Consider the following 26,387-nt stretch of genomic DNA (forward strand, 5'->3'; position numbering starts at 1 on the left):
GCTGGCCGCGCTGAGAGACGAGCGGCAGCGGGCCATGCGGATGCCGGTGCCCACACCCGGACAGGGTCACTTTTCAGCACAGCGGCAGTCTGGGCATGGACACGTCCCGTCCTCGGCCCTCACCTCTTTGAGCGACCGTGCATACTGGACTACACATCTTCGATTACAGTCACTAGCCTTATTCTCTCCCCGCCATGAGGAGCTGGTCGTTGCCTTCCATGCTGCTGCGCGTCGTCGACGGTAGTGACGATGATCTGTCCACCCTGATCGACCTCTTCAATGGGTATGACGAGTTGCGTGGTCAGACGCGACCAGTACGGGCGGCACCCGGGCCTGGTGAGATGGGTGCTGCTATCGAGGCTCTCTCCATCGCTCTCGTGCCGGGAGGCGCAGCGACGATCATCGCCGGCGGGGTCGCTCTCTGGTTGCGCCGACGAGCGCCGGGGCGGCCAGGCAAACTTGGACTACGGTTGGAGTTCCCAGACGGCACGAAGCTCTACGTCGATGCCAAGGGCGTCGACGATGTTGAAGCGGTTGTTGCCGCTGCGGTGAAGCCGTGGACTGAATCTCGCTGAAGTGTTCGCCCGCCTCTTCGACCCTGCGGCATCTCGTGCGGTGCTGATCGGGGCAAGCCGCTACTCCACCCTGCCCAGTTTGCCCTCAGTGCGGCGAAGCGTGAAGGCACTGGCTGCCGTGCTGACAGACCCACGAGTGTGCGGGCTACCCGCCCGTTCTTGCACGGTGGTTCACGATCCTTCGGACGGTAACGCGGTCGGCCGCGCGGTAGGCACCGCCGCCGCGGAGGCGACCGACATGCTGCTCGTCTATTACGCCGGCCATGGGCTCGTAGGGCTACGTCGTAACCAACTTTACCTCACCTTGAAAGACACCGATCCCGAGCGCCCAGCCTTCCACTCGCTGGCCTACGAAGTTCTACGCGAAGAGGTGCTAAATAGCCGAGCACGAAACCGCGTAGTCATCCTCGACTCGTGTTTTTCGGGCCGCGCGGCAACTCCGCTAATGTCTGGCGATACCGGTACGATACTGGGACAGATCGACATCGAGGGCGCCTACGTCCTCACGGCGACTGCCGCCAACGAAGCAGCATCCGCGGGCAAGGCAATCACAGAATTCACCGGCGAGTTGGTTCAGGTGCTACGGCGCGGAGTGCCGAGCGTCGGCCAGCTGTTGACCTTGGACATCCTGTACGGCGAACTTCAGGCGCAGATGAAGGCTCGCAACCTTCCACAGCCCCATCGGCTCAAGACCGACAACTCCGGCAACCTAGCACTCGCACCAAACCCACTGCACAACGCACTCATAGATGGGATTCAGCAGCCAGGAAACCCCGAGAACTCACTACCAGGGGCGGACCTCGATACACCAGTACCCGCCGCCATCCTGGTCAATCTCGCCCGCCGGTCGCAAAATCTTGTGAACCGGCTGCTGAGCGATCTAGATCGGCTAGAACGCGACGAGGAGGACCCTGCACGGCTCAGCAATCTATTCAAGATTGACCACATGGCGAGTCTGATGCGCCGCACTAATGAGGCCGCACTTGCTCTAGCGGGCGCAACCGGACCTTCCCGGCAGCGGGAGCCGGCGAAATTAATCGATGTGATGCGTGCCGCCCAAGCCGAGATCGAGATGTACATGCGAATCGAATTTGTTGATGTTGACAACAACATCGAGGTTGCTGCGCATGCCGTCAACGACGTGGTGCACCTACTCGCTGAACTGTACGACAACGCAACCGCTTTCTCACCGCCGAACCATGTGGTCACCGTAACGGCGCGCCGACTCGACCTCGGAGCCACCCTCCAGATCATCGATTCCGGCCTTGGCATCAGGAGCGAGCATCTGACTGAGATCAACCGACAGCTCTCCGCGCCGCCGGATTTCACTAGGTCAGGGAGTTGGCGATTGGGTCTTTTGATAGTCTCCCAACTCGCCGCGCGTCACGGCATTACCGTCCAACTCAGCGAATCCCCGACATACGGTGCCCTTGCCACCGTGTCGCTACCACCCTCTACCATTGTCAACCGTCGCCCGCTTCCCACGATCACCAACATGCCGCCAAGTGCGCGAGGCCAAGCGCGCGTACCTGGACAGTTCTCAGCAGGGCCGTAGTCCGCGAGTCCTTACATGGCCGATTTTTGGCTCGATCTCGAACACCTCGGCGTCGTACCTTCCATATACCACCACCCCTCGGCACCGCTGTGACCTGCGGTTGTAAGGTCGTGTAAGGAAGTGTGAGGTGCTGTAAGGCCCTCCACCTGCTGTCGTCGCCCATCGCGCTCTTACGGTCTGTCTCACCAACCGCGGCAACGTCGGAGGGAGACAGGCCATGGCGAAATGGGTTTCGGCAGCAGCTATACGCACCGTCACCGCAGTCCTCGCGTTGGTACCGCCAGCGCTGCTCTACGAGGTCGGTTGGCTCACCGTCCCCGTGCTGTCCACGGACCGGCTCCGGGCGTGGGTGCACCAACCGCTGACCGCCGGCTTCATCGCCATGTTGGGGTACGCCGGAGCCTGGGCGCTGTGGGCACTGCTCGTGGCCGCCGTCACCGACCACGCGCTCCGGTGCCTCGCCGCCCGCCTGCGGTGGCGTCTCACCCTGCACCTGCCTGGCCCTCTTCAGGCGCTCGCGGCGGCGCTGCTGGGTACTACCGCCGTCACGACCGCTGCCGCCCTTCCCGCCGCCGCGCACGACCACACCGCAGCCGATACCGATCCACCACCGGCCGACACAGCCACCCCGATCCGCGATGCCCCGACCCAACCGCCGCCAGCCGACCCTTTACCTCCCCGCCAGGAAGCCACTACCACCTCGACAACAGCGTCCGCCGCCCCACCACTGCCGACGGAATCCGCACGTCACGCTTCCCTGCCGGTCCTCAACCGCACGAGCGCCCATCCCCCACCTCACGCCTCGGGCGAGAAGGTCCGGGTCGTTGCCGGAGACAGCCTGTGGGACCTGGCTGCCGAGCATCTCGGTGACGCGACCCGTTGGCGGGAGATCTACGCCCTCAATCGCGGACACCGCCAAGCCAACGGCTACGCGCTTACCAATCCCGACACGATCCACGTCGGATGGAAACTCACCATCCCCTCCCACCAGGCCACATCAGCACCCGCTCCACCCCGTCCCGAGCCTCCTGTCGCCGGCAACTCCGGGCCCGCCACGCCCGAAGCAGAAACGAGTCCCTCTGCACCATCTACCCCTCAAACGTCGACTGCCCCGCAGCGCTCGACGCCGCCCACCACCGCGCCGAGCACATCAGCCGTGACGACCGACGACACGACATCGGCCGCGCACCCCGAGCGGCCCCACACCGAGCCGTACGACGAGACAGGGATCGTGCTGCCAGTGCGGGGCTGGATCAGTCTCGGTCTGGCCGCCGCCATAGCCGCCGTGGCCATGCTGCTACGCCTTCAACGACGCCGCCACGCCCGGCTAACCTTCACCACGGCCGCGAGCGCCACGCCACACCCTGCCCCGGTGCCGCCGTCTCTCGCGCACGCCGATGCGATCGGCCGCCGCCACCTCGGCCTCACCAGCAACGACCAACAGCCCGCTCACCCCATCGTGCCGGCTCCCATCGGAGTCGACGGCAACGGCACCGAGGTGAGCCTGTTCCGCCTCCCCGGTTCCGGCCTCGCCCTGCACGGCAAAGGGGCAGTACCGGCCGCCCGCGCCATCCTCGCCGCAGTGCTCACCACCGGCGCGGCCGATACCGCCTCCGTCCGCCCGATCGTCGTCACGACCGCCAGCCTCCTGGCGCAGCTCCTGCCCGAAGCCCGCCCGATGGTGGGGTTGGACCCCGACGGCACCGCATACGACGGCGAACGTCTGATCGTCCTCGCCGACACTGATGCCGCCGTCACCCATGCCGAGGAGGAGATGACCAGCCGACGACGGCTGCTGGACACCTTCGACACCACCACCATCGCCGATCTGCACGCCCGTAGTGACCACGCCGAGACCCCGCCGCCGTACGTCCTGCTCATCGAATCGACCACTCGGTACGCGGGCCGCGTGCAGGCCATCGCCACCCACCGCAGTGCCCTGGACCTCCACCCGATCGTCCTCGGCCCCCACGACGGCCTCCCCAGCGTGGAGATCACCCGCGACGGCACCACCTGCAGCGACCGCCCGCACCCCCTGACTCGGGTGTCCACCCTGAGCGCGGAGAACCTCGCCGCCGTCCTGGCCATGCTCACCGACGCCCAGGCCCGCCCGGAGCCCGGCATTGACATCGACGATCCGGCCGCCTCCGCCACACCGACCGCGCCGACCGTCGAGCCCTGTCCGGTCCCGGCGGAGAACCCGACAGCCCTCGTGCACCTTCGGGTCCTCGGCCGGGTCACTGTCACCACCGCCGCCGGCCCGGTGACCACCGGGATGCGCAGCGGCTCCTACACGGTCCTCGCCGTCCTCGCCGCTCACCCCGCCGGCCGCACTCTCTACCAGCTCGCCGCCGACCTGCACCCCGACGTGAACCATGCCTCCGCCGTCAAGCGCGTCCGGACCGACATCACCACCGCCCGCCGTGTCCTGCGTACCGCGACCGGCCATGACGAGCACATGTTCATCGTCTTCGACCCCGCCACCGGCCGGTATCACCTCGACCCGCAGACCGTCACCGTGGACCTCTGGCACATGCTCACCGCCATCAACCAAGCCGCCACCAGCGACAACGATGACGAGGCGCTCGCAGCTCTACGCCGCGCGACCGACCTGTATATGGGTGACTTCGCTGAAGGCCACGACCACCCGTGGGCCGTCGACTACGCCACCAGCTACCGCCACCAGGTCCTCACCGCCTACGCCCGCATCGCCGAGTTCCTCGAACCCGACCATCCCGATCGCGCGGTGGCCGCCCTCGAACGTGCCACCGACCTGGACCCGGTCAATGAGGAGTTGTACCAGCGGATCATGCGGATCCACGGCCGGCGGCAACGCCCCGACGCCGTCCGGCGCACCCTGCGCCGTCTGGAGGAACGCCTCGCCGATCTCCTCGACGCCGAACCGTCGCAGGCCACCCGCCGCGTCGCCGAACGCCAGTTCGCACCCGCCGCCTCCAGGGCGGGGAGGACGTCATGACCGAGACCCGGCTCCGTCGGATGCAGTGGGCGGTACGCGCCACCCTGGCCCTCGGGGTGGCAGCCTCGGTCACCGCGAACATCCTGCACGCGCAGGCGAACCCGATTGCCCAGGCCATCGCGGCATGGCCACCTCTGGCCCTGTTGATCACCGTCGAGCTGGTCACCCGTATCCCCGTGCACCAGCGGGCGCTCGGTGCGATCCGGGTCATCGCCGCCTCGACCATCGCCGCCATCGCTGCCTGGATCAGCTACCACCACATGGTTGGAGTCGTCGCCCGCTATGGCGAAACGGGCACCGTGCCGTACCTCCTGCCGCTCTCCGTCGACGGGCTCATCATCGTCGCGTCGGTCTCCCTGGTGGAACTCTCCGCCCGCCGGCGCGAATCCGAGAACCCCCGACCGGCACCCGCCACAGCGACGCCCCCGCCCACCGCCGTCCCCGCAGCGACAGCGCAGCCGCCGGTTCCCGATGACGCCGCACCAACCCACCCGAATCCCGCACTCGAACGCCATGACGACGACGTCGACCGGTCGCGCCCGGAGGTCATACCCGTCCCCGAGCAGCGTCCGGCCACGCACAGCTCGGCGGGCCCCCGGCTCCGGAATGATCGGGACAGTGGGCGGCCTGCGAATGGAGTCTCCGTCGGGGAGATCGATGCGGACGATGACGTGGGCCTGTCTGCGGATCTCGTGCCGCTGTTGCCCGCCGCTCGTACTGCCCGCGACGAGCTGATTCGCGAAGGCCACACGGTCAGCCGCGATGCCCTTGCGCGCCGGTTACGCCGCAACGGCCATTCTCTCCGCAACAGCGGTGTCTCGGAACTCCTTGCCGCTATCCGGCCGAAGACCTCTCCGGCCGTCGGTTCCCGTCCGCTGTCTGCAGCCGGTGAGCCTCACCTCGTCGCTTCGCTCGCGCAGAGGCCCGTGTCCCCGGCCCCGGTTCGCGCTGACCGGCGGTCTTGATCGGAGCGTGGAGGTCGACGTGGATGGGCACGGGTGCCCGGTTGGGCACCATGCCGAACACCGTCAGGAGGCACCAGAGATGACCGACCATCTACCCATGCGCCGCACCGTTGAGGTCGACGCTGACGTGTACGACGTGTTGGCGCGTACTGCCGCACGTCGAGACACCGACGTCAACGGCGCGCTGCGCTACCTGATCGAGGCGCCGACGCCTCGGACCGTCGCGGACGACGACGAGGACTGAGTCGGCATACGGAACAGGTCGCCCGGTCCGCGATGGCGGACGGGCGACGTGTTCTGCGGGTCCTCGTGGCCCCTACGCGGGTGCAGCGCCGGTCGTGTCGGCGGCAGCGGCGAGGAGTCGTTGCGCGGTGCGCGGGGTGATGCCGAGTTGTTGAGCAAGGATCACGCCGAGCCCACGCTGGTCCTGCCCGGCGGCGTCGGCCTCGGCGAGGAGCGTGACGGCGGCTTGGAGGCGCGGGTCGTCGGCGTACGGGTGCGGCTGGCGGGCACCGGTCGCGCCGATGGGTCGGCCGGTGGACTGCCGGCCGGTGCGGGCGTCGGCGATAGCCCATATGGTGCGGCGGAACCACAGGCGGCGGGCCCGTCCGTCGGGCAGCGTCTCGATCCGGTCGGGTTGGTGGAGCAGGGTGTCGGGCAGGTTGCGGTAGGAGCCGTAGCCGAGGACCTTCGCCGCTGCTCCTGAGCCGAGGAGATCCTCCGGGTCACCGCGGCGGTCGACCTTCGTCAGCTCGGCGCGTTTCGCTCTCAGGTGGGCGGTGTGGAACGCCTCGATGTCGTCGAGCCAGAACCACTCCCGCCCGTCGTGCGGGAAGCCTTCGGGGAAGCCGAAGCGGGCGCGGTGGCTGTTCCAGTGGATGACGGTGGAGTAGGCCGCGCCGGTGTGCGCGGCGACTCCGGCCCGGTCGAGGGCGGTCCGTCCGTCGATGACCTGTCGTGCCACGCCGTTCATCTTCCTCTCCGGCCAGCGGCTGCCGCTCGCATGGTCGAGGTGGCGGTGGCTCGGGCCGGAGGGTCGGTTACGTCCTGGCTCGGTGGGGCAGCCGCGTTCGCCTGCCCCGCAGCGGGCAAGGTGGCCGGCCGGGCGGTGCCCGCACTTCCGGGTCCGCCCGCCGGTCACCGTTCCCACCCGGTCACGTGGGTGGGCGTAGCACCTTCCAGGCCACCTGCGCCATGCGGTCGATGCGCAGCGCGGCCAGTTTCGCGCGGGTGGCGGGCTTGAGCGCGTCGTACACGGTCAGGATCGCGGCGGCGGTGGTCGCGTCCACCAGAACCCCGTCGATCTTGCGGCACGCGCCGCCCTTCGCCTCACGCAGCAACTCGATGACACGGGGGTCGCCTGCGGTGGCGTCGTCGGGGAGCGCGTCGATGTCGGCCAGCCCTTCGCAGTCGGGGCAGGTGACCAGGTGCGGGTCCTCGGTGATTCGGCCCACCGGCACGCGCTCTGCGCCGCACACCGGCCCGACCTGGCGGCGGGCCTTCGCGTGGGTGAGGATGGGCCACCCGGGCGTCCCCGTGTCGGTGGTCATGGTGCCTCCCCCTTTGGATGGGTCCAGATGCCGAGCGGGTAGCCAGGCGCGATCCGTCCTCGGCCGGGGACGAGGGTGTCGAACACGTCGGCATACCGTTCGTGGAGTTGGCCCCGGGTGCGCATGAGGTGTTTGCCTCGGGTGAGCTTCGCGGGCAGGGCCTCGACAACCCGCCCGATCAGCCCGTACAGGTCCCGGGCCTCGATGAGGTCGGCGCATCCGTCGCATGCCGACCAGCCTTCGCCCCATGCCTGGGTAAAGGCGTGCTCGGTGTCGGTGCGGCGTACCCGTGCCGCGTGGTGTCGAGTCTGGTAGTCGCCTACGGCGATGACCTGTGCGGTGACTCGACGGGCGTCGGTGATCTGGTTGGCGCACCGGTAGATCCAGGCGGCCTCCGGTGCGGAGCAGAAGTCGCAGTCGATGATCGGATCGGGGATCTCGGTGATGGGTGCGGGCTCGGGGCGGTGGTCGCTGGGCTGCCCGCGCTGCTCGGCCGCGTGCAGGTACTCGACGACCACGCCCCGGTTGTTAAGGCGGACGTTGAGCGCGCGACGGCAGCGGCGGCAGTAGAACGGCTCCGGGACCGGTGCCAGGCTCGCGTCGAGTCCTGCGCTCTCGGCAGGACGGGCGGGTCCCGCCGGTTGCGGAGAGTGGGGTGGCATTACTGGTCGCCTCCGTCCTGGTTGCGGGTGGGCTGCGGCGGGATGGGGTGGGCCGGGCCGAGGGTCAGGCCGAGGCGCAGGGTTGCGAGGTCGACCAGGCGTCGCAGCAGGCTCGCCGTGCCGGTGCTGAGGTCGGCGTCGTAGTCGTGGGCGATACGGCAGGCCTCGCGCACTGCCACGCACGCGGAGGTGAGGGCGGCCTCCAGCGCGGCGCGGTCGTCCTCGCGGGTGGCCCGCCTGACGTTCTCCGCCGGGTAGGTGCGCTCGTCACCGGTAGGAAAGCGAAGGGTGTAGCTGCGGGCGTAGGTGGTGTGCGGGGTGGAATAGCGGACATCGGTGACGGTGCCGAGGCGGTACTCGACCGGGTCGGCCGGGTTGACCACCCGGGCGGTGTCGCCGTACTCCAGGGACCGGTACATCAGGACTCCGTTCAGGGGTGCGTGCTCGTGGGATGGCCGTTCTCGGGGTGCCGCGCGGCCCGGGGTGGGACCGGGCCGCGCGGCACCCGTCGCGGCGGTCAGGGTTGGGCGGCCGGTGGGCCGTCGGCACCGCCGGGGGTGGTCGGTGGCCAGGTGGCCCCCTCGGTGGGGAACGGCGGGGCGGCCTTCACGTGGGGCAGGCCGGGGTCGAGTTTCTGGCCGCTGCGGTCGAGGCTGACCGCTCCGTACGCGGTCAGGTGCGCGCCCACGGCGAGGGCCTGCGCACCGGTGAGCAGGACGACGAGGCGGCGGGCGTGGGTGTCGTGGACCCGCAGCTCGACGTGACCGGTGGTCAACGGCCGGACCGGGAGGAACCGCTCGACCTGCGCGCCGCCGGGTGCCGTCGCCCAGATCGCCCCGCACAGCGCGTTCCACTGCTCGTTGACGAGGCTTTCCCAGTGCTCCGCGCGGGCGGTGAGGGTGGCGTGTTCGGCCTGGCTGGTGGAGTGTTCGGCGAGCGCGCGGGCGACCTCGGCCGCCGCGAAGTTCGCGCACACCCGGTTGGCCAGCGCGATCATGGTCCCGGCGGTGTGTTCCGACGCCGGCAGCGTCGTCACGGCAGGCTCCGGTGGCGGGGGCGTCGAGGCGGGCGGGGTGGGGGTGGTGTCGGCGGCGGGGTGCGCGCCGGTACCGGAGCCGGGCGGGGTGTTCCCGCGCCGGCCCCAATGCCGGCCCACCTCAGACCGCCAACAGCTCGAACGCGCGGGCCTTGAGGTCCGCTCCGGCACCGGTCAGCGCCCGCGTCGCGCGGACGAGGTTTGACTTGGCGGGGGCGAAGTGGTCCACGTACTCGGTGATGGCCTGGTAGCCGGCCCACCGGGTGCCCTTGATCGCCTTCTGCGTGTCCGCGTCGCGGATCAGGTAGCGCAGCGTCGCGGTGCGCTGCTTCGCGTTGTTGCGCGCCGTGTCGGAGGCGTCGTCGGCGAGGGGCCACACCTGCGCGACGATCTTCTCGAACTCGCCCATGGTCAACGACTCGTTGATCATCTTCTCGGCTTCGGCCTCGAACGCGTCGAACGCCGTCCACATCAGCCCGAGGGCCTGCCGCGCCTCGGCGATCTTGCTGGTCACGTTCGAGGTGTGCCGGAACGTGTACGAGCTGCGCGACCGCTGGTAGGCGAGGGCCTGCGTGTTCGCGCACACGATCCGCACCGGGGTCGCGTCGAGGCGCAACGAGGCGGTGCCGTCGTGGGAGGTGGTGGCCGCGAGGTACAGGTCCATGTCGTCCACCCCGGCAATACGCATCGCCGTCGGCAGCTTCATGGTCACGAACACCGACCGGCCCTTCCGCATCGAGCCGGCAGTCTCGAAGTGCGCGCCGGAGGCGTCGACCAAGAGGTTGAGCGTCTCGGCGACCTGCTCGTTCTGCACCACCGAGTAGTCCTCGCCGACCACCCCGAGGTACTCGGTCTGCCCGGTGGCCGGGTTGGTGCGAACGGTCATGTACTTGTCGGGGCAGTCGACCTTCGTCACCCCGCGCTCGGTGACCTCGATGCCCTGAAGGGCGATCTTGCGGACCTCCCAGCCGCCGAGCCACGCCTTGCTCATGACCTCCTGTGCGGTCATGCAGGCGTCGGTGACGGTGCCGAGCTGGTGCCAGGCGGTCAGCCGTGCGGAGACGAAGGCCGTCTGGCCGTTGGTGAGGGTTTCCAGTTCGTGTGCCACGGTGGCACCCCTTCCCGGTCGTGTGGTGTTCGGTGGGCGGCGGGCCGGGGTGGCGATCCCTGCCGCGCCGTCAATAGCAATGTTTCCTACCTCCACGTGTCGATCAAGGCGATCGGTTCGAGTCGATGGAGGTTTCTGCGGCGAATCTGACGCCCGCCGCCGGGCATGGCCTACCGGGTGTCGGTGGCCGGGCATAGCCGCCCGTCCGGCCCGTACAGGTACGCGCGGACGGTTTTGAACGGGGCCGGTAGGTAGACGGCGAACCCGTGTTCGGGGATGAACCGGGTTCGGTAGGTGCGGGTGATGCCCAACAGGTACCGGTCGGGTTTGTCGCCGTGCGACCCCGGCGGGATGATGCCCGCTCCGGGCCGGTCGGCTCGGGCGCGGCGGTGCCGACCGAGCGCGATGTGCGGGCAGAGTGACAGGGCGGCGGTCATGCACTCGGGGTGCCCCGGCGGGTCCGCGTAGCGCATCAGCTCAGCGGCCCGGGGGCCGCCGAGGAACGCCACCCAGTAGCCCATGGGCTCACCGCACAGTGAGCACCTCCGTTCGACGGCGAGGCGGGTCGAGACGGTGGTGTTGATCGTGGCGAAGTCCACATGTGACCCGCCGCCCGTCGAGTCGGGGTGGATGTTGACCGGCGGGATGGGCAGGCCGCGCCGCGCGTCATGGGGACGCGCGGCCAGCGAGGGCGGAATGTCGGGCCGGTCGGCGGCCGGGTCGGTCACGGGGCACCGGCCGCGCGGGTGGGCCGGGCATCGGTCACGGTGACGTGCGGTAGCTGCGCCCGCAGTACGGCGTGCGCCTGTTCCCATTGCGCCTCGGTCAGACACCGGCTCACCGGTTCGAGGTGCGCGGCAGTCATCGTCACGGCCATCATGTCGGCCTCGTCCGCCGAGTCGAACACGGCCACCATGTCGCCCCCGGCAACCACATAGACGCGAGGGTCATCGGCGAGTGAGGCCACCGGGGCGGCACGGCGGTGCTCGGCCAGCCACCGCCCGACCACCTCCGCCGGGTCGCCGGCCAGGGTGCCGGTGTCGTAGCCCTCGTCATCGAGCCACCCGAGGTGATCGGCGACGGTCCAACCAGGATGGATGAGCCACGATTGCCGGACGGCCTGCCACATGGTCAGCCGTGCCGGGACGCCGATCGGGTCCGCCGGTCGCGAACCGTTCGGGCCGGGCACCGGGCATAGCGGGGTGCCGTCGTGGTGCGACGCGACCGGGCGTGAGGCGAACCCGTCGAGGGGCCAGTCACGCGGCGGCACGGTCCGGGCCGGTTCCCCGCATTCGAGGCAGCGCAGCGACCCCGGCGCGTGCACCGGGCCGTGGGGGTGGTCGTCGGGGGTGGTCATGGTCTGTTCCTTCCGTGGCGCTGGTGGGTGGGCGTACGGGTGCCGGGGCCGGGCGTGGTGCCCGGCCCCGGCGGGGCGGTAGGTCAGGCCGCCACCGGCGCGGCGGCGGCCTCGTCGGTGCCGGCTTCGTCGGCGCTGGTTTCGTCACCGGTGGGCGGGATGGTGTCGGTCTGGGGCGCGGCCATGAATGCGCGAACCTCGGCGGTTGGGGCGGGCGGGTTGTCCGCGAGGGCGTAGGTTTCCGGGGCCTCCCGCGTCAGGATCAGCACCCCGAACCCGGTCAGCTTGTCCATGCCGTTGCGGACCGCCCCGGGGCTACGTCCGCCGATCTCCCGGGCGACGGTGCCGGGGGTGACATCGTGGCCGGGGCCGAGGTCACGCATGAACGCCTCGACCCGGTTACGCAACTCGTTCTTGCCCAGCTTGGCCGACCCGTCGCTGTTGACCTCACCCGTTCCACGACCGGTGCCGGCTACCCGCCGCGCGGACGGGCGGCGAATCTTGCGGGTGTGCCCGCACGTCGGGCAGGTGGAGTGCGTCGGGGCGTTGGCCGGGTCCACCGTGGCGAGGTCACCGTCGCCGATCACCCACAGTTCGTCACCGTCCTCGGTGACCGGCAGGCGACGGGCGGCCCCGGCAACCTCCATCGCGGCGAGGATCGTGTCACCCATCGCCACCGACAGGCCGCTCTCGTTGATCGCCGCGTCGGCCGTGATGCCGTCCGGGTGCCCACCGAGCACCCCCGCCATGATCAGCACTTTGAGGTCGGGCTGCGCCCCGACCGGTGCCCCGGACACGGGTACGCCGGACACCGGGGCGGGCACCCCGGACACCGGAGCCTCCGGCATCGTCGTCTCAGCCGTCGGGGCGTCGCTCGTGGGCGTCGGCGCATCGCCGTCGGTCGGGGCATCGTCGGTGACAGCCGCGTCGGGCGTGGTCACCGCGTCAGCCGCCGGGACGTCACCGGTGGGCGACGGCGCGTCGGCCGGGTCGGACGTCGCGTCATCGGCCGCCGCAGCGTCGCCGGTGAGGGCGGCGGGCTCGATGGTGGCATCCGGCGTCGTGTCCGGGGCGTCCTGCTCGGGTGCGGTGTCCGGCGACGCGTCGTCGGCCGCCGGGGCGTTGGGGGTGAGGTGCCAGACGTCAGCGCTCTTACGGTTGCCCTTGGCCGGGTCAGAGGTGCGGGCGGCGGTGCCATCGGCCTCCATGGCCGCGAGCGCCTCGGTCACCACCGACAGCGGCAGGTTCCCCTGTCCGGCCAACTTGCGGGCGGTGACGCCCGGAAGGCGACGCAGCTCCTCGGCGACGGCGGACCGGGCCTCGTGGGTGCCGGGGGCGAGATTGATGTTTGCGGTCATGGCAGAACACCTCTACAAAAAGGGGGTCGACAATAGCGATTCCGCATGCGCGGCGCGCATCCTTTTGCGGTTTCGCTGGGGCGGTTTTTGTTGCCCACGTCCATGGACGCTCGACGCCCGATAGTTGTCAACCCCACCCACCAAGACTCTTTAAATGGTTCGCGTCGCGCTCCATGCGGGAATCCGTCGCCACGTCCCGCAATGCCATTTGACGGTCCTCACATCGCCGCCACGCCCCCTGCCGCGCCGCCCCCTACCGCTGCACAGGGGCGGCGGCGACACGTCGGCAGGGCGGGTCGGCAGCCTCCCCACTGTCGCCGACACTCCCCGTACCCGTGGCCGGAATGCGCGGCGAACGGCGGCCGTCGTGGCCACTTTCGCATGGTGCGGAAAATCGCTTCACCGCTTTACAGGGACACCCCTTTGCGTCGCATAAACGGAATGGGGTCAACGGCATTGTCCTCGGTGGCGGGATAACCTTCGTGGGCCTCGTAATGCAGGTGCGGGCCGGAGGAGTTTCCGGAGCTGCCGACGTAGCCGATCGGCTGTCCCGCCGTCACCAGCTCGCCTACCGTCACGGCCGGCTGTCGGATCAGGTGGCAGTAACGCGTCACCACGTCGCCCGGATGGCGGATTTCCGCATACCAGCCGCACCCACCGAGGCCGGGGTATCCGTCGCTGTCGCACGGCATCGGCCCGCCGGCGGGTTCCCACGAGTCACCGCCGACGTTGCAGCGCACCCGCACGACGATCCCGCCCGACGCCGCCCGGACAACCGTCCCTCTCGCCGCCATGATGTCGACCCCGTCGTGGCCGGGCCGGTCGCCCGTGCGGAAGCCGGAGCCTGCCTCCCCCACCACCGGACGGATCCACCCGCCAACCGGCACCTCCGCGCAGACAGGCGACGTCGCACCGGCTGTTGTCGCCCGCGTCTCGTGTGTGGCGTACGCGTCCGGGTACACCGCCCCGACGCAACCACCCCCACCCCCGCCGCCGAACACCGACGAGACGACTCGGGCGGTAGCGGCGGCGACCAGCAGCAACGCCCCGGCAAGTCCCACCGCGACCCCCACGGCTACCCGTCCCACGGCACGCCGTCGGTGATCGGGGCGGGCAGCTCGGCCAGGCTCACCCGGTCACGGCGGCCCACCACCCGCCAGACCGGCCCCGCCGGACCCCGGGGGTCGGCGGTGGCGGTGGCGACGGTCACCCCGTCGGGCAGGCCGACCCGGCGCAGGTGGGCGTGCAGGTTGGCCTCACGGGCGGCGGTGGGCAGCCAGAACAGCACCGGATACGCGCGGCGGGGCGGCAGTGCGGCGTAGCCGCCCAGCTTGCCCACGACCCGGCTCAGGGTTTCGGTGCCGAGGTCGACCTCGGCCCAGAACGGCACCACCGCGCCGTGGTCGGTCCACACGCCGTGTCCGTCCGGGCGGACCAGGTTGCCGCACGCCTCACGGCAGCGCGCTTCGTTCCACCACCGCACCAACCGGGTGCCGGGGTGTGCGCGGGCGTGGGCGGTGAGCGCGACGAAGAACCCGTTCACCGTGAGCAGGTGCGCCAGGGTCGGGGACATGGCGAGTCGGGCGGTGGCGTCGCGTACGGCGGCGGGACGGGGCAACGGCGCGTCTCGTCCGGCGGCGAGCAGGGCCGCGCCGACCGGGCCGAGGGTCCACCTCCACGCTTGCGAGCCGGGCCGCTGGTAGTGGCGGAACCGGTCGAGGATGTCTCGATCGTGGAGGGTGTTGAGGCGGTTGCGGGCTCGGCCGACCGAGCCGAACGCGAGGTCGACGAGTTGGTCGGTGGTGAAGGTCCGGTGCTGGTCGAGCAGGTCGAGCAGGAGCCGGTCTCGGGGGGTGAGCCGGCCGAGTTCGGCGGCCACGACGGACGCCGTGAGGCGGAAGCTGCCGGTGGCTGACGTACGGGTGGGAGGGATATCTCTTATCAGTCGGTTCCGGTCCACCAGTCCTCCTCACCGCCATCGACGTGCCCGTACGACGTGTTCATGGGGGCGTGTTCACCCGGCTGGTCACGGTCGTTGGAGTACTCGTTTGGTCGCTCGTTGGAGCTCTCGTTAGACCACTCGGGGTCGACGAACGTGTTGTGGCCGACCAGCTCGGTGACGGCAGGGTCGGCGGGCACGGGTGGCTCGACGCGGGCGGAGGAGGTGGCGGCTTCCCCGAGCAGTCGCCGCCGCTCGGCGACGGTGAGGCCGGTGTGGTCGCGGGCGGCACGGCGTAACGCGTGCGCGCGGCCGGGTTGCGCCGGTGGTGGCGGCTCGGTGTCGGCGGTGACCGGTGGAAGGACCCGGCCGCCGGCGACCGGCCGCAGGACGACCTCGTAGCCACCGAGGCGGATCAGGTCCCCGTCGTCGAGGTACGGGCGCAGGTGGCGGGCCTGGTCGATGGCGTCACGGGGAGCCAGGGCGAAGTACACCTTGTTGCGGGCGTTGGCGTCGATCGCGGCCACCATGTCCGCCGACAACTGCCCGAGGTACTGGTGGGCCAGGACGAACGAGGTGTGCAGGCCGCGGGCCTCGGCGAGGGCGTCATCGATGCCGATGGGCAGGTGCAGGAAGTTGTGGCACTCGTCGAGAACGATCATCGCGTCCGGGCGGTCGTCTTCGGGGATGCGGGCGCGGGCGGTGGTGGCCTGCCACAGCCCGGCCAGGAGCAGGGAGCCGACCAGGCGGGTGCCGTCCTCACCGAGGATGCCCTTGGGTAGCCGGGCCAGTAGGACACCACCGTCGAGGATGTCGGCGAAGGAGAACGTGGTGGCCGGCACGCCGAACAGGCTGTTCGCCATCGGGTGCGCCATCACCAGCCGCAGCCGGGACAACAGCGGAGCGACGAGACCCGAGCGTTGCGCGGCGGGCAGATCGTTGAACCCCTCCCAGAACTCGCCGAGGGTGTTGCCCTCCCACGCGTTCAACCTGCTGACCACCGCGTTCACCCGGTCGGTCCGCCACGAGGCGTCCGACAGCAGCCTGGGGAGGTGGGCGAGGGTGGCGTCGTCGAAGTGGGCGAGGGTGAGCAGGCCGTGGTAGCAGATGTCGGCGGTGCGGTGCCCCCACCACCGCGACCACACCTTCGCCATCACCGCCGTCAGGTTCGCGGCCACATCGTGCGCGCTGCCGCCGTGCACGCTCGGGTCCAGCAGGTTGATCGCCGGCGGGGCAGCCCGCTCGGCGGGGTCGATGAGCACCAGGCGGTCACCACACGACGCGGGTAGCCGGGCGAGCAGGTCACGGATCAGGTCGCCCTTGGCCGGGTCGAACGCGGCCACGCCGCGCCCGGCGTCGACATCGTCGAGGATCATCCGCATCAGCAGGGTCGTCTTGCCGGTGCCGGTCGGGCCGAGGGCGTGTACGTGGTAGCGGCAGTCGGTCAGGGAGATCCCGACCCGCATCGCGGGCCCGGCGTTGGCGACACCGATGACCTTGCCGCCCAGGCCGTGCCGCTGCTCGCGCGGCACCAGGTGCAGCCGGCGGCCTGCCGGGCCGGGATCGGACGGGGTCACCCCCGGGTCTGTAATCATGGGCTGCTCCAGACGGTGGGTGCGTCAGCGGTGGCCGCCTCCGCCGGTGGGGTGCCATTCGTGGCTTGGCCGGTGGTGCGGAAGACCTCGCGGGTGGCGGCCCGGCGGCGGGATGCCGCGCCGGGCAGGCTGTAGGCGGTGGGTTCGGCGGGCAGTCCGGCGAGCGCGGCGGCGTCACCGATGCCGGCCAGGCTCATCCGGGACGCCGGCACCCACCGGTCGGCCAGAGCACGGGTGCCGCGCCGGAGCCGCCGGCGGGTGAAGTGGGGCGACAGCAGCCCGAAGCCGGAACTGACATCGGCGGCGGCAGCCGACGCGGCAGCCCGGGTCGGGCCGACCGCGACCGTCTGCACCGCCACCAGCAGATGCGGCGCGTCGGTGAACTTCACCCGCACCTGCCGCGCCAACTCCAACGCGTACGGGTCCAGCCGACCGGTGGGGTGCCGACGGATGCCGGGACCAGGGGTGATCAGGTCGAGCGTCGTCTGAAGGACGGCGCGGGCGATCCCTCGGGGGTGGCGGGCGCGGTGCGGGTGGGTCATCGCCCGGCGGAGCTGCCGCAGCCGGTGGGCCGGTGCCCGACCGAGGTGGACCTGCAGCAGCGCGCCGCCGGTGCGCCCGGCGGAAACCAACCCGCCGTAGACGGCCCGCAGCCGATCGTCCTCCGGGGCAGCGACCTCCATCCCCCGCCGCGACGCCGGGGTGATGTCGTCAACCAGCGGCAGCCACTCCGGTCGGGTGGGCCGCACCGCGAGCGCGACCACCGCCCCCACCGTCGGCACCGCCGGAGGCGCGCACTGGGCGGCGCGGACGCCGGGCCAGCCTCGGTGCAGCAGCCGCACCACCGCAGTCGGGTTGACCCCCGGCGGGAGCCACAGCCCGCAGCGCAGCCCGTCCGGGTCGGCGGCGACCTCCCAGACGATCCGGGCTGGCCGCCACGCCCACCGGCGCGGGGCGGGTAACACGGTGGCGAGCAGCCGCCACAGGCCGACCGTCGCGGCCGGAGTCGCGGTCACCGGCGGGGTGATCTCCAACCACCGTGCCCGCGCAGCATGCCGACGCCAGACCCGCCGCCGGCACACCGCCCACCCCACCCGCACGGCGGCGAGCACAGTCAGGGCGGTGAGCAGCAGCGGCCACCGATCCCGCACCAGGTGCCATCCGGCGTCGGCGGCATCGGTGCCCCAGGAGCCACACCACAGCTCACCGACGAACGACCCGGGCACCCCCTCACGGCCGGGCACGCACACACCGGAAGGAGCCGGCACAGACGCACGCAAGATGACGGCGGAAACCATGGACACCTCCGTTCGAGAACAACTCACCTGCCGGTCGACGACGAGCGGGATCCGTGCACGGGGCAGAGATCACGCGAGAATCAGTTCACTACCCGCTGAATACACTGCCTGATGTACTGTTGAGGGTGTGGAGACCGTAACCCCCGGCCGAGCCCTCGCACGCTTCGGCCACGCGTTGTCGGACGCGACCCGGGCCCGACTGCTACTCGCCCTGCGCGACGCGCCTGGCTACCCGGCTGACCTGGCCGATCTGCTTGGGGTGACCCGGCAGAACCTGTCCAACCATCTGGCCTGCCTGCGCGGCTGCGGTCTGGTGGTTGCCGTCCCCGAAGGTCGCCGCTCCCGCTACGAACTCGCCGATACCCGCATCCGCCACGCCCTCGACGACCTACTCGGCCTCGTCCTCGCCGTCGACCCCGCAGTCTGCCCCGATGCCGCTGACAAGGACTGCTGCTGATGAGCCTTCCGCTGCTGCCCGTCACGCCCGCAAGGCCAAACCCGGCGCGTCGCACCGTCCTGGCCCGCCGAATTCGGCTGTTGGTCGCCGCCACCATCGGCTACAACCTGATCGAGGCCGTCGTCGCCATCAGCGCCGGTGCCGCCGCGGACTCCACCGCGCTGATCGGGTTCGGCTTGGACTCGATCATCGAGGTCTCCTCCGCTGCGGCGGTCGCCTGGCAGTTCGCCGGCCACGACCCCGAAGCCCGGGAGAAAACCGCCCTGCGGATCATCGCGATCTCCTTCTTCGCGCTCGCCGCCTACATCTCCGTCGAATCCGCCCGCGCGCTACTCGGCGGCAGCGAGGCAGCGCACTCCACCATCGGCCTCATGCTCGCCGCACTCTCCCTCGCGTTCATGCCCGGCCTGTCCTATGCACAAAGACGGGCCGGCCGCGAGCTCGGCTCCCGCACCGCCGTCGCCGACTCCAAACAGACACTGCTGTGCACCTACCTATCCGCCGTCCTACTCGTCGGCCTCGGACTCAACAGCGTCCTGGGCTGGAACTGGGCCGACCCGATCGCCGCCCTGGTCATCGCCGCCGTCGCCCTCAAAGAAGGCCGAGACGCCTGGCGCGGAGAAACCTGCTGCGCCCCGGCACCCACCGACGAAGCCTCGGCCTGCACCGACCGGTGCTGCACCCCCGCGAACCAGACCACCTGACCAACCGCCGGCAGACCAGAACCCCTGACCTCGACAAAAGCCCTCCAGGCGCCGAGGAGGGTCAAGGCACCTCGAATATGTCGACACGCAGGACCACACAATCCGATGTTCTCTAAACTCTCGAATCCCCTCCGGAACCCCAGCAGAGGCCCCCAGAGCTCGGTCAGGATCACCGATCAGATTCCTTCAACTCGAAGCCTGTGACGATCAGCTCGTGTTCGGTGGCCGAGGCGTGGCTGTGGAACGCCACCCGCGCCGACCCGGCCGACAGGAGCGCATCCCCCCGCTGGCAGGACAGCAGGAACGCCCGCTCGCCGTCGGTAAGCCCGAACGCCTCGGTCACCGCGTCGATGGCCTGCGGCGCCTGCCGCAGCAGGATCTGCGTGGCGGCGTTGGAGACGACAGCCCGGCCGGTGGTGGTGGCGAGCACGTCGGCGGCGTCCTGGGTGACGACGGTCAAGCCGGTGCCGTACTTACGGGCGGACTTGGCCAGGGTCTGCAGGAAACGGCCGCCACGGCCGCCGGACAACAGCTTCCACGCCTCGTCGACCAGCACCATCCGCAGCACGTCCGGGCGACCGCCACGAGAGGTGGCCCCCCGTACGGTGCGCCAGATCGTGTCCAGGGTCAGCAGCGTGCCGACCGGATGGAGCTGCTCGGGCAGGTCCTTAAGGGCGAACACCACCAGGTGCCCCTCGGGGGTGGTGGTGGTCGGTCCGTCGAACAGTCCCTTCATGCTGCCCATCACGTACGGGTGCAGGCGGGCGGCGACCCGCCGGCCCGCCTCATCGGTGTCGTCCAGGGCTGCCATCACCTCCCGCAGCAGCGGTGCGGGACGTCTCCAGGTCTGCGGATCGGTGGTGATGCCCTTGGCCCGATAGGCCGCCAGCACCGCCACGTCGAGGGCACGGGCCTCGTCGCCGGGCAACGGCGCGTCAACGGCGGTGTCGCCGCTGGCCATGACCGCGACAAGGGTCTGCAGGAACCGTGCCCGATCGTGCAGGGCGTCGTCGTCACCGGCCGGCAGGTCCAGAGGGTTGATCCTCATGCCGGCCGCGCCGAGGCGGACGACCGTCCCGCCGACCGCATCGGCCAGCCGTAGGTACTCGTCCTCGGGGTCGATGACGAACGCCTCCACCCCGAGGCACAGATTGCGCAGCAGGTCGAGCTTGGCCAGGTAGGACTTGCCTTCCCCGGAGCGGGCCAGGATGACGGCGTTGTAGTTGGACTGCGCCCACCGGTCCCACACGACCACCCCGGCCGAGTGCAGGTTCAACCCGAACAGCACCCCCATGCCGGTGTCCCCTGCGGTGTCGGGGAGGTCGGGGCTGGTGAACGGAAACGCGGCGGCGAGGGCATCGGTGTCGAAGACCCGCTTCAACCCGAGCGCGTCGTAGGCGAGGGGTAGGCCGCTGATCCAGCCCTGCAACTGACGCCACGTGACCGGCGCGGTGTGCAGCAGCAGCGATGAGGCCAGGGACCGCACCTCCGCCACCCGGTCGGCGAGATCGTCCGGGCTGGTGCCGTGGACGGTCAGGTACAGGCCGAGACGGAACAGGCGGGCCTCCCCTCGGGCGACCCGGGTAGCCAACTCGGCGGCGTCAGCCGCGGCGGCATCGAGTTCGGGATCGTCGAGTCGCCCCTTGGCGGCATCCTGGCGGCGGGAGGACTCGAACCGGCCCCGCTGCTTACGCAGCCGTTCGGAGGCCACCACCGGCGGGACGGGCTCGATATGGAAGGTGACGTCGACCAGGCCCGGATAGGACAGCAGCGGTTCAGCCCAGCCGGGACCGACCTCGGCCGGGTAGCCGACCACGGCGAGGGTCGCCAGGTAACCGTCCCCCACCCGGACGTGGCGTCCGTCGACATCGACAGCGTCCGGCGAGCCGGGCAGGACCGTAGCCGACGCGGGCGTGGCACGCCGCCGCGCCGGCAGCAGCGCGGAGAACAGGCTCACCGGTCGTCACCTCCGTCAGATGGGGCGTAGGGGATGCGGGTCGGGGCGGTGGGGTCGAGGCTGGTCGCGAGCCGCGCCACGGCGTCCCGCCCGTCGAGCACCAGGGCGGGAACCTCACAGCCGCCCAACGCGCGGACCGTCTCGGCCGCCTTGTGCGCGGCGTAGTGCGCGCCTCGCCGGCTGCGCACCGCCACGGTGATCTGCCGGTGCAGCAACTCCCGCTGCCCGGCCAGGTCGGCGAGGAACGCCACGTGCGCGCGGGCGGCCTCCTCCAACGCGGGATGCGGCAGCCCCGGGGCAGCGGTGAGGAACCGGTCGGCGAGGTAGGTCAGGTCGACCCGCTGCGCCCGGACACCGATCTGCACCGGGCTGTCGAGGCTGTGCAGCCACCGGGCGAACCCGGCCACCAGGCCGTTCTGCTCGGCGGGGGTACGCAGCCCGAACGCCACCGTCGACGCGGCCACCAAGCCAGTGGTGCCGTCCGCCCCGAGATCGATCAACCCGTCACCGGTGATGCCCCTCGCGGGCAGGCGCAGCGGCGCGGGCAGCGGAATCCGGTCACCCGGGCCACCGGTCGTGCTCACCCACGCCGGGGCGGGAATGATCGGCCTGTCGGCCGGCACGAGGCGACGTGGGCCGTGACGGTGCCGCAGCGCGGCGAGGACCCAGGCGTCGAGACTGACACCGTCCCGGCGGCCGACCGCGAGGAGGAACGCCGCAGCGGCGACAGGCACCGCCCCGACGAGGAACACCAGCGGATGGACCACCGTGGCCACCGCCGTCCACACCGCGTAGAGCAGCAGGCCCGTGACCGCCAGGATCACCAACTGCCGTCCGGACAGGCCGAACGCGATCCGGTCCGGCCGGTCGATGTCTGCGGGCACCCGAGCCCGCAACGGCGCCTCGTCGTCGCGGCGACTCATCACTGATCACTCCTCGGGGAAGAGGACCGGCGTCGCGCCGGGACGGACGGACGGGCCGGCGGCGGGGACGACTCGCTACGGACGGGCACCCGCACCCGCCGCTGTCGCACCGCCCGCCGGGGACGGTCGTGACGGGGCAGGGACCGCCGCGCCGCCCCCGTCCGGGGACGGTGGTGCGGACGAGGCTGGTCGCCGGGGTCGGTTCGGCGAGGCGGACGAGGCTCGCCGGGCGGTGGACGGGGCGGCCGGACTGGCGGCGGCCGAGCCGCTCGGGGTGACACGCCGTGCCGCCGTGGGCCGTGTCCGAGGGGTCGAGGCTCGTGGGCCGTCGGCCGCTGGGGCGGAGAACACCGGTGTGACGGGGCCGGGTGGCCGGCGCGGCGCGGTCTGCGGCGTGGGTGCTGACGAGAACGTCACCACCGGTGCCGGGCTGTTGGCTGCTGTCCGCGCGGTGGTGGTCGTGGCGTCGCTGAACGCGACTCGGGCCGGTGGGAGGGCCGGGGACGGCGGACTCGACTGGGGCGATGCCGGGTGGGAGAACCGCACCGGCGGGACAACGCCGGACGGCGCGGCTGTTGGGGTGGACGGGTCCGCCGGGTGGCTGAAGGTGAGGGCAGCCGTCCCGGCCGGTGCGGGCAGCGGCGTGTGCGTGACCGGGGCATGGCTGAAGGCGACCGGCCCTGCCGGGGACGGCGGGCGCGGAGTCAGCCCCGGACGGGATGGGCGCGGCGGACGGGATGGGCGAGAGCCCCCGGGTGGTGGACGGCTCCCGGGCGGACGGGGAAGCGTCCGTCCGGCGGTCGGGGACGATGGTGCCGTCCGTCCCAGGATGCCGGCCGCCGCACCCAACGTCTTGGTCATCACGAAGGCGCGGACGATCTGCCCGAGCAGCCCCCGGCCGTTGCTCTGTCCGAGCGGACCGAGAACGAACTGCCGCATCCAGCCCGGCAGCTTGATCAGCAGCCACAACATAGTCAGGCAGACCACGACACCGAGGAGCCCGTTGCCGGTGGAAGGGACGCCCAGCACGGTCGGGCCGGCGGGGGTGAGAAACACCTCGACGGTGGCCATCACGACGACGGCCTGGGCGAGCTGCAGGCCGAGGCAGGCCAGGAACGCGCGCCACCACAGCTGGGCCAGGCCCTCGGTCAGCGGGCTGGCGTGGCAGATCAGCGCGGCCGGGGCGATACCGAGCAGGATGACCAGCGCGGCCAGCCTGAGCACGAAGGTGAACTCCAGCAGGAGGCACATCACGACCACCGCGATGACCAGCAACACCATCAGGAACCCCTGGCCCCGTAGCGCGTCGTCGGTGATCTGCCGGATCGCGGTCGCGGCAGCCGGGCCGTCGACGCTGTTGCCCGCGAGGGCCACGGTCAGCGCGTTGATCGCCTCGATGGCCTTCTGGCCGATGATCAGACTGCTGTTGGCCAGCACCGCGCCGACGGCGATGCGGGGTAAAACCTGCTTGAGGCCATGCCGCGTCTGCAGGGTTTCCCGGGTCGTGACCAGGAACCCGTTGGCCACGATGAACAGGACGAAGACACCGTTGGCGGCGATGAGGCTGGTCCTCCAGAACGCCTTGACGTGCTCGTTGCCGGTGAGGTCCGGGGTGGACAGCCATGAGTTGCCCAGCGCATCCAGCACCGGCTGGAGGGCCTGCTCCGCGGCCCACACCACCAGGTCCACCACTGCGGTGCGGACCTGGCCTCCGATGTCGTACCACGCCGGATCGTCGTCGTACGACGGCCGCCCGAGGGCCGGGCTGGGCGTGGGTGCCGGCGTCGCGGACGGGACGGGTGCCGCTCCCGGCGGACGGACGCCGGGATCAGGCACCTCTGTCGTCGCTGGTGCGGCAGGCACGGCCGGAGGTGGGGTCGGCTCGGCGTGTGCCGGCCCGGCCCCGGCGACGGCCAAGCCGGCGAGGATCACCACGCCGAGCAGCACCACCACCGCCGGATGCCTCGTGCGGCGCAAGGGATCGGTGACGGTAGCCATCAGGCCACCCACCTACCAACGATGGTCACGAACAGCGGTGCCAACAGCGCGAGGCCGTAACCGATCGCGGCGGACCGCATCGCCAGCTTCGCCTTCTCGATCTCGCCGGGATCACCGTTCGCGGCCAGGTAGCGCAGACCGCCGACGGTGAGGAACAGGGTGGCGACGGAGACCAGGATCCCGACGAGCCAGACACGGATGTTGTTGGCGACCTGCTGAATCGACTCGACGGCCAGCACCGGACCGGGCTGCGCCGCATACGCCGCGTGAGGAGTGAAGGTCAGAGCCACCGTCACTGCGGCGGCCACGCACAGCATCAGCGCACCCACCGTCAGAGGACGGGGACGGGGGCGGCAGACGATCGATCGGCCGTGCGTGCCGGCCCCGAGGCGACGGGTCGCCGCCTCGGGGCACGGGAAACGGGCACTTTCCATGGTTAGGCACCTCCGGAGCGCACGCCTGGGCAGCCCTCATCGGGGCGTAGGCGCGAGTGGGCTTGGCGAAGACGCGGGACCGGGTGGTGCGCTCATCGGTGACCTGTGGTGCCGACCGGCGCGGCCGTCCTCCTCACCAGAAGCGACGGGTGGGCCGGGGACCGTACGGGTGTCAGCGCCGTCAGCGGTCCGGTCGGAAACAAGGTCACCTACGCGGAAGTGTCCCGCACTAGGGGATTACACATCCGAGCCCCGGATTGGAAACCCGCAGCTCAAGGTGGGTACTTACGGGCGCTTACGGGCCGTCGGCGCGTCGAGAGCCACCGACGAGGTGGCCTCGGTGATCACCTCGGCGTACGCATCAGACAACGTCCCGGATTCGATCGCGGCCCTGAGCCGGGCGACGGCAGCAGACCGGCGCTTGTAAAGGTTCCAGCGGGACTCACCGGTGCGCTCGGCGTAGGCGGTGAGGCTGACGTCCTCCAGGTACGTCGCACCGATCAGTTCGGCATCTTCGGTGCTGATCACCTCGGCGGCAACCGCGCGAGCCAGAACGACATCCGGATGCCCGTACGCGGCCGGCGACGACACCGCCCCCGGGGCATGGCTAGGAGTCCCGGACAAGGCCGGCTCCAGACCACGTAGCTCGGTGCGGGCCTTGGAGAACGCCGCCGACAACAGGTTGCCGACCACGCCCGGCCTGTCCAGGTCGACCGTGCCGAGCGCGCGAAGGAAGTGCTCGACGATGGCGGCCTGAACATCACCGGTGAACAGTTTGGCCAGCAGGTACGCCTTGAACCGCAGGCCCGGCAGCGCGACGCCCACCGCACCGGCACGCCACGACGGGTCTCCGGTACGGGCGTGCTGCACCAGCAGCCGCCACACGGCGTCCCGGGCAGCGTAGCCGCAGGACGGGTGCATCAGGATCGCCGACAGCTCCGGCAGGGCGATGGTCCGGCCGGGCAGGTCCAGGCCGAGGCTACGTCCATCGACCGACAGCGGACTCGGCCCCTGCCCCATCAGCCGGAACCGGTACTCGATGTCGTTGAGCAGCGTCTCGCCACGTCGCCCGGCAGCCGGGCCGGTGGCGGGGATACGACGGTCCATGATGGTGCTCCCTCGTGGTGACCATGTGCCGGTCGGCGGAAGTGCCGATCGGCGCTGTGCCACCACGCCACCAGGGCCTTTGCACAGATCATGAACACTGCTGATCTTGTTCTAGGCGTCTCGACGCGTGTTCAAGCCGAACCTCGCCGTCACTCGTCAACGCACTGCGGCATGAACCGGAGGGCGTCGCGCTCCACGGTGTGCAATGCGTGGCCAGGCCGTTTATGGGCCGTAGTGCCCGCCTCCATCACATGGAGGCACCACGGCTGAACGCACGCCGGCAGCCTGCGGCGATCCCGTACACCCGCTCAGATCCCTAGCCAGCCTGCGGACGCTTGGTGCGCTCGGTCATTAGGTGGGTGCGCGTCAGAAGCGGCGGTTCATGGACGTGACCGGAGCGCAGCGATGCAAGAGCGCGAAGACCGGCAACGGCAGCTAGTCTTCAAAAGTGGCTGGAATGACCATAGTGGCTGGTCACGGAGGCGCAGCCCTCGTCGAGCTGTCTGGCACCTCGCACGAACTTTCTACATGAGCCGTATTCAACCCCGAACGCTCGCTATGGTGTTCCCAGCGCACAGCACGAACCAACCTCAGCACCGGCTCAAGGCGGACGGGACCGCCTAGCGGGGGGACAGTCCCCGAACCACTGAACCGGGGAGGAGCGGTGAGTGACACTGCGCCGCAAGGGGCCCTCGGGCCCGAGGAGAAACCGGCGGACCAACGCCAACCGATGGCGGGACGCCGGCGAATGGCTAGCACTGGTACTTAAGGTGCTCGCCTACGCCACCGGTCTAGCGGTAACGCTGGCCGGAAACGGGTGTGGACCCAACTG

25 protein-coding genes are annotated in these 26,387 nt (G+C 70.7%); 7 read left to right on the top strand and 18 right to left on the bottom strand.

The window, feature by feature from the left end:
- Window positions 1–218 precede the first annotated feature (218 nt).
- From JQX11_RS23650 to JQX11_RS23670, 5 genes are all read left to right on the top strand, one after another.
- Window positions 219–575: an effector-associated constant component EACC1 gene (locus tag JQX11_RS23650; RefSeq protein WP_232378473.1), complete on the top strand. Its 357-nt coding sequence runs from the start codon at window positions 219–221 to the stop codon at window positions 573–575.
- A gap of 1 nt (window position 576) precedes the next feature.
- Complete coding sequence (locus JQX11_RS23655) at window positions 577–2,130, top strand: caspase, EACC1-associated type (RefSeq protein WP_204927164.1); 1,554 nt, start codon at window positions 577–579, stop codon at window positions 2,128–2,130.
- Between the two features lie 217 nt (window positions 2,131–2,347).
- Window positions 2,348–5,107 (top strand): BTAD domain-containing putative transcriptional regulator, encoded by a 2,760-nt coding sequence (locus JQX11_RS23660; RefSeq protein ID WP_204927165.1) that lies wholly within the window; start codon window positions 2,348–2,350, stop codon window positions 5,105–5,107.
- Window positions 5,104–6,072: a DUF2637 domain-containing protein gene (locus tag JQX11_RS23665; protein WP_204927166.1), complete on the top strand. Its 969-nt coding sequence runs from the start codon at window positions 5,104–5,106 to the stop codon at window positions 6,070–6,072. The genes JQX11_RS23660 and JQX11_RS23665 overlap by 4 nt, the downstream gene beginning before the upstream one ends.
- Window positions 6,073–6,169: 97 nt before the next feature.
- Window positions 6,170–6,316: a hypothetical protein gene (locus JQX11_RS23670; RefSeq protein WP_204927344.1), complete on the top strand. Its 147-nt coding sequence runs from the start codon at window positions 6,170–6,172 to the stop codon at window positions 6,314–6,316.
- A 72-nt stretch (window positions 6,317–6,388) separates the two neighbouring features.
- Here JQX11_RS23670 and JQX11_RS23675 read toward each other — a convergent pair whose 3' ends face one another.
- From JQX11_RS23675 to JQX11_RS23735, 13 genes are all read right to left on the bottom strand, one after another.
- Window positions 6,389–7,045 (bottom strand): hypothetical protein, encoded by a 657-nt coding sequence (locus JQX11_RS23675; protein ID WP_204927167.1) that lies wholly within the window; start codon window positions 7,043–7,045, stop codon window positions 6,389–6,391.
- A 181-nt stretch (window positions 7,046–7,226) separates the two neighbouring features.
- A complete protein-coding gene (locus JQX11_RS23680) occupies window positions 7,227–7,622 on the bottom strand; it encodes a hypothetical protein (protein WP_204927168.1) in 396 nt (131 codons plus the stop codon).
- Window positions 7,619–8,140 carry a hypothetical protein gene (locus tag JQX11_RS23685; protein WP_232378462.1) on the bottom strand — a complete coding sequence of 174 codons (522 nt, stop codon included), beginning with the start codon at window positions 8,138–8,140 and terminating at the stop codon, window positions 7,619–7,621. Before JQX11_RS23685 ends, JQX11_RS23680 begins: the two co-directional genes overlap by 4 nt.
- Before the next feature lie 143 nt (window positions 8,141–8,283).
- Window positions 8,284–8,703 (bottom strand): hypothetical protein, encoded by a 420-nt coding sequence (locus JQX11_RS23690; protein ID WP_204927170.1) that lies wholly within the window; start codon window positions 8,701–8,703, stop codon window positions 8,284–8,286.
- 98 nt (window positions 8,704–8,801) lie between these two features.
- On the bottom strand, window positions 8,802–9,320 hold the full coding sequence (locus JQX11_RS23695; RefSeq protein ID WP_307826324.1) for a hypothetical protein: 519 nt from the start codon (window positions 9,318–9,320) through the stop codon (window positions 8,802–8,804).
- A gap of 121 nt (window positions 9,321–9,441) precedes the next feature.
- Entirely contained in the window at window positions 9,442–10,428 is a 987-nt protein-coding gene (locus JQX11_RS23700; RefSeq protein ID WP_204927171.1) for a DUF932 domain-containing protein, read from the bottom strand.
- A 170-nt stretch (window positions 10,429–10,598) separates the two neighbouring features.
- Window positions 10,599–11,156, bottom strand: a complete 558-nt coding sequence (locus JQX11_RS32700; protein ID WP_307826325.1) for a hypothetical protein — start codon at window positions 11,154–11,156, stop codon at window positions 10,599–10,601.
- Window positions 11,153–11,785, bottom strand: coding sequence for a hypothetical protein (locus JQX11_RS23710; protein WP_232378463.1), 633 nt, complete (start codon window positions 11,783–11,785; stop codon window positions 11,153–11,155). Before JQX11_RS23710 ends, JQX11_RS32700 begins: the two co-directional genes overlap by 4 nt.
- An 83-nt stretch (window positions 11,786–11,868) precedes the next feature.
- On the bottom strand, window positions 11,869–13,143 hold the full coding sequence (locus tag JQX11_RS23715) for a hypothetical protein (protein ID WP_204927172.1): 1,275 nt from the start codon (window positions 13,141–13,143) through the stop codon (window positions 11,869–11,871).
- Between the two features lie 407 nt (window positions 13,144–13,550).
- Window positions 13,551–14,216 carry a M23 family metallopeptidase gene (locus JQX11_RS23720; RefSeq protein ID WP_307826326.1) on the bottom strand — a complete coding sequence of 222 codons (666 nt, stop codon included), beginning with the start codon at window positions 14,214–14,216 and terminating at the stop codon, window positions 13,551–13,553.
- A gap of 2 nt (window positions 14,217–14,218) precedes the next feature.
- Window positions 14,219–15,022: a replication-relaxation family protein gene (locus JQX11_RS23725; RefSeq protein WP_204927174.1), complete on the bottom strand. Its 804-nt coding sequence runs from the start codon at window positions 15,020–15,022 to the stop codon at window positions 14,219–14,221.
- A gap of 62 nt (window positions 15,023–15,084) precedes the next feature.
- Window positions 15,085–16,677 carry a type IV secretory system conjugative DNA transfer family protein gene (locus JQX11_RS23730; protein ID WP_204927175.1) on the bottom strand — a complete coding sequence of 531 codons (1,593 nt, stop codon included), beginning with the start codon at window positions 16,675–16,677 and terminating at the stop codon, window positions 15,085–15,087.
- Window positions 16,674–17,921, bottom strand: a complete 1,248-nt coding sequence (locus tag JQX11_RS23735) for a hypothetical protein (protein ID WP_204927176.1) — start codon at window positions 17,919–17,921, stop codon at window positions 16,674–16,676. Before JQX11_RS23735 ends, JQX11_RS23730 begins: the two co-directional genes overlap by 4 nt.
- Window positions 17,922–18,102: 181 nt before the next feature.
- Between JQX11_RS23735 and JQX11_RS23740 the strand changes: the two genes are divergently transcribed.
- Both JQX11_RS23740 and JQX11_RS23745 read left to right on the top strand, forming a co-directional pair.
- A complete protein-coding gene (locus tag JQX11_RS23740) occupies window positions 18,103–18,432 on the top strand; it encodes an ArsR/SmtB family transcription factor (protein ID WP_204927177.1) in 330 nt (109 codons plus the stop codon).
- Window positions 18,432–19,136, top strand: a complete 705-nt coding sequence (locus JQX11_RS23745; protein ID WP_204927178.1) for a cation efflux transmembrane domain-containing protein — start codon at window positions 18,432–18,434, stop codon at window positions 19,134–19,136. The genes JQX11_RS23740 and JQX11_RS23745 overlap by 1 nt, the downstream gene beginning before the upstream one ends.
- Before the next feature lie 169 nt (window positions 19,137–19,305).
- On the opposite strand, the gene JQX11_RS23750 is transcribed toward JQX11_RS23745, so the two are convergent.
- The 5 genes from JQX11_RS23750 to JQX11_RS23770 all read right to left on the bottom strand — a co-directional run bounded on the left by JQX11_RS23750 (window position 19,306) and on the right by JQX11_RS23770 (window position 25,555).
- Window positions 19,306–21,093 carry a VirB4 family type IV secretion system protein gene (locus JQX11_RS23750; protein WP_204927179.1) on the bottom strand — a complete coding sequence of 596 codons (1,788 nt, stop codon included), beginning with the start codon at window positions 21,091–21,093 and terminating at the stop codon, window positions 19,306–19,308.
- Window positions 21,090–22,016, bottom strand: a complete 927-nt coding sequence (locus JQX11_RS23755) for a PrgI family protein (RefSeq protein WP_204927180.1) — start codon at window positions 22,014–22,016, stop codon at window positions 21,090–21,092. Before JQX11_RS23755 ends, JQX11_RS23750 begins: the two co-directional genes overlap by 4 nt.
- A gap of 75 nt (window positions 22,017–22,091) precedes the next feature.
- Entirely contained in the window at window positions 22,092–23,993 is a 1,902-nt protein-coding gene (locus tag JQX11_RS23760) for a TrbL/VirB6 family protein (protein ID WP_232378464.1), read from the bottom strand.
- 20 nt (window positions 23,994–24,013) lie between these two features.
- Entirely contained in the window at window positions 24,014–24,448 is a 435-nt protein-coding gene (locus tag JQX11_RS23765) for a pilin (protein ID WP_204927181.1), read from the bottom strand.
- Between the two features lie 285 nt (window positions 24,449–24,733).
- Window positions 24,734–25,555 carry a hypothetical protein gene (locus JQX11_RS23770; RefSeq protein ID WP_204927182.1) on the bottom strand — a complete coding sequence of 274 codons (822 nt, stop codon included), beginning with the start codon at window positions 25,553–25,555 and terminating at the stop codon, window positions 24,734–24,736.
- Between the last annotated feature and the right edge of the window lie 832 nt (window positions 25,556–26,387).

The organism is Micromonospora humida (assembly GCF_016901255.1).
Lineage (GTDB): Bacteria > Actinomycetota > Actinomycetes > Mycobacteriales > Micromonosporaceae > Micromonospora > Micromonospora wenchangensis.